At 69.9% G+C, this 3,679-nt stretch carries 3 protein-coding genes; all 3 read left to right on the forward strand.

Annotated elements, in window-relative coordinates:
- Positions 1-1,276, forward strand: a 1,276-nt coding sequence (locus AB1609_18065) for an MFS transporter (GenBank protein MEW6048352.1), incomplete at its 5' end; no start/stop codon positions are given.
- Between the two features lie 171 nt (positions 1,277-1,447).
- Positions 1,448-2,200, forward strand: a complete 753-nt coding sequence (locus AB1609_18070) for a thioredoxin family protein (GenBank protein ID MEW6048353.1) — start codon at positions 1,448-1,450, stop codon at positions 2,198-2,200.
- A gap of 40 nt (positions 2,201-2,240) precedes the next feature.
- The coding region (locus AB1609_18075; GenBank protein ID MEW6048354.1) for an FAD-dependent oxidoreductase at positions 2,241-3,679 on the forward strand (1,439 nt) is incomplete at its 3' end.

The following is a 3,679-nucleotide window of genomic DNA, read 5'->3' on the forward strand; positions in this document are numbered from 1 at the left end:
GGGGGGGCGACTTGCGCGCCTGAGGGTAGGGGCCCTGGAGTGCCCCGCCTTCAGGCGCTATCTGGCGGCTCAGGGCGTCTCCCTGGTCGGCACCTGGATGCAGGGGGCCGCGCAGGCGTGGCTGGTCCTGCAGCTCACCGGCTCGGCGGTACTGCTGGGCACCGTCTCGGCGGTGCAGTCGCTTCCGGTGCTTATGCTGTCACTGTTCGCCGGAGCTGTGGCCGATCACGTCAACCGGCGCCGGCTGCTGATCGTGACCCAGTCGGCGCTGGCCGCCAGCGCAACGGTGCTCGGGCTGTTGACCGTGAGCGGCCGCGTGCGCTACTGGCACGTGGTCGCCATCGCCGGCATCTACGGCATCTTCAACACGCTGGACATGCCGGGGCGCAACACGTTCCTCGGCGACATGGTTCCCCGCCATGCCCTGGCCAGCGCGATCGGGCTGCACTCCACCATCTTCAACGTGGCGCGGATCGTGGGGCCGGGGGTGGCCGGCGCCGTGGTGGCCTCCATCGGGTCCGGCCCGGCGTTTCTGCTCAATGCTCTGTCGTTCGTGCCGGTCATCGGGGTGCTCGCCACCATGCGGGTGCCGCGTGACAGCGAACAGGCTCCGGCGCCCCGGGCCAGCAGGCTCCCCCGCGATCCCAGGCGCATCGGGCGGCCGGTGGTCGAGGGCGTGCGGTACGTCTGGGATTCTTGGCCCATCAGGCAGTCGCTCCTGCTCCTCGGGATCGTGAGCCTCTTCTCCATGAACTTCCAGGTCCTCGTGCCCGTCTACGCGCAACGGGCGCTTGGCCAGGGCGCCTCCGGCTACGGGCTTCTCATGTCCAGCCTGGGTGCCGGCGCGCTGGTGGCGGCCGCCGGGGTGGCCAGCACCCGGGGAGCAGAGCCTCCCCCGTGGCGCCGGTCGCTGGGAGTGGTGGCACTGGGGCTCGCCCTGCTGGGGCTGGCCGTGAACCGGTCCTACGCGCTGGCCGTCGTGCTGCTGGGTGTCGCGGGCTGGGGGATGGTCAGCCTCTCGGTCAGCACCAACGCCCTGGTGCAGCTCAGCAGCGCCGAGGAGATGCGGGGCCGGGTCATGAGCACCTTCACCCTGGTGCTGGTGGGCGTCACGCCCATCGGCAGCCTGGTGGTGGGGGACCTGGCGGACCGCTTCGGCGTGCCGGCTGCGGCGGCGGTCGGCGGGCTTGCCGCCCTGCTGGCGTGGGCGTGGCTGCGGCCTTGGACCGTCCGCGCGGCGCTGAGCGGCCGGGCCGACACCGCGCCCGCGCCGTGAGGCCATGATTTCCCAGGCATTTGCCCTGGCGTATTGACAGACCCTCCTGGCGGGATTATGCTGCCTGTGAGCGCATACCATACCGGGTATGGTAGGACTCCTCGGCTGTGGCACCGCCAGGCGTCCGCGAGGGAGAGACGCCCGGTAGGGGCACAAAAGGAGGAATGCGGCTTGGCACTGCTTTCGGCTAAGGACCGGTCGTACCTTCAGACCCTGTTCGCCAAGGTACCGAAGAAGGCAAAGGTGCTCGTTTTTACCGACGGCAAGGACGGTAAGGGCGCCTGCCAGTACTGCGGCCAGACGGTGGAGCTCATCCAGGAACTGGCAGGCCTGAGCGACCGTGTCGAGTACGAGGTCGTGGATATCGGCGAGTCGCCGGAAAAGGCGCAGCTTTACGACGTGGACAAGGTGCCGGCGCTGGTGCTGCTGCGAGAGGACGGCACCGATACCCGCGCCAGGTATTTCGGTATCCCGGCGGGGTACGAGTTCGGCAGCCTCGTCGAGGACCTGGTGGACATCTCCAACGAGAAGACGCGGCTTTCTGACGCGACCCGGGAGAGGCTGAGCCAGGTCTCCGAGCCGGTTCACATCCAGGTCTTCGTCACGCCGACGTGCCCGTACTGCCCGAAGGCCGTGCGGCTCGCGCATCAGTTCGCCATGGAGAGCCCGTTCATCCGGGCCGACATGGTGGAGGCGCTGGAGTTCCCCGAACTGGCCGACCGGTACGGGGTCTACGGGGTCCCCAAGACGGTCATCAACGACAAGGAGGAGGTCGAGGGCGCCGTTCCCGAGGCCGTGATGCTGCAGTACGTGCTGGCGGCGGTCGGCATGGGGGAGTCGCCCGAGGACCCTTGGGGTGCGGCCGCGCAGGGCGAAGACGGGGAGCACCATCACCACCACGATCACGACGGGCACGGCCACTGAAGGTGGCGCCGGGGCCGGAAAGCTGGAAAGAGGAAGAGGGATGGCTTGGAGGCGGCGGCTGATCGTGGTGGGCGGGGTAGCGGCCGGCATGAGCGCCGCCTCCCGCGCCCGCCGGCTCGATCCGCACCTGGAGATCCTGGTTTTTGAGCGCACGGGATACGTCTCGTTCGGCTCGTGCGGCCTGCCTTACTACATCGGGGGGCTGGTGGGCAACGCCGAAGACCTGGTGGTCTACCCGCCCCGGTTCTTCAAGGAGAAGCGCGATATTGACGTGTTCGTCGGGCACCAGGTAACCGGTATCTTCCCCCGGGATGGGCGGGTCACGGTGCGCCGGCTTGCGGACGGGGCGGAGCTCGAGTTCGGGTACGACGCCTTGGTCCTTGCCACCGGTGCCTACGCCGTACGTCCCCGCGTGCCCGGGGTCAACCGGCCCGGCGTCTTCGTGCTGCGGGTGCTGGAAGACGGCATGGCGCTGCGCCGCCGCGTCGAAAAGCTTACCGCGCCGGGCGCCGCAGGGGGCCGGCCGCCCCGCGCCGTTCTCGTGGGAGCCGGCCCCATCGGCCTGGAGGCCGCCGAAAGCTTCAGGCACCTGGGGTTCGAGGTGGCGCTCGTCGAGATGATGCCACAGGTGTTGCCCGGGTACCACCCGGCGCTGGCGGCGCTGGTGGAAAGCGAGCTTGTGCGAAACGGCGTGGAGATCCGCACGGGCGAGCGCGTTGTCTCCATCGAAGGGCCAGGAGAGGATGGGCCCGTGGCCGCGGTAAAGACCGCATCGGGCCGCGTACTTCCCGCCGACGTGGTGCTGCTCGGGACAGGCATCCGCCCGCAGGTGGAACTGGCCAACGGAGCGGGTATCCGGCTGGGGCCGACGGGTGCAGTGGCCGTGGATGACCACCTCAGGACCAACGTGCCCGGCATCTACGCCGCCGGCGACGGGGTGGAGACCTGGCACCGCGTGCTCCGGCGCCCGACCTGGACCCCGCTCGGCACGACCTCCAACAAGATGGGCCGCGTCGCCGGGGAGAACGCCGCGGGTGGGGATACCGTCTTCCGGGGGATCGTCGGGACGGCCGGACTGCGGGCGTTCGACGTCGAGGTGGGGCGCACGGGCGTCACCGAGCAGGAGGCCAAAGAGGCGGGGTTCGACCCGGTGATGGCTTACGTGCGCCACGGGAGCCGGGCTCACTACTACCCGGGCGCGGGGCCGGTTCACGTGTGGCTCGTGGGTGACCGCAAGACCGGCAGGCTCTTGGGAGCGCAGCTCTTCGGGCCGGCGGGCGCCGTGGCCAAACGAACCGATGTCCTGGCCGTGGCCATCACCGCCGGGATGCCCGCGGACGAGGTGGCGGAACTCGATCTCAGTTACGCCCCGCCGTTTGCGCCCGTGTGGGACCCGGTGCTGATGGCGGCAAGGCAGTGGCTCAAAGAGGCCGGGCGGGAAAAGGACGGGCCCATCACGGCAAAAGGGGCGGCTGCCTC

It is taken from the genome of Bacillota bacterium (assembly GCA_040754675.1).
In the GTDB taxonomy this organism is placed as follows: Bacteria; Bacillota; Limnochordia; order Limnochordales; family Geochordaceae; genus Geochorda.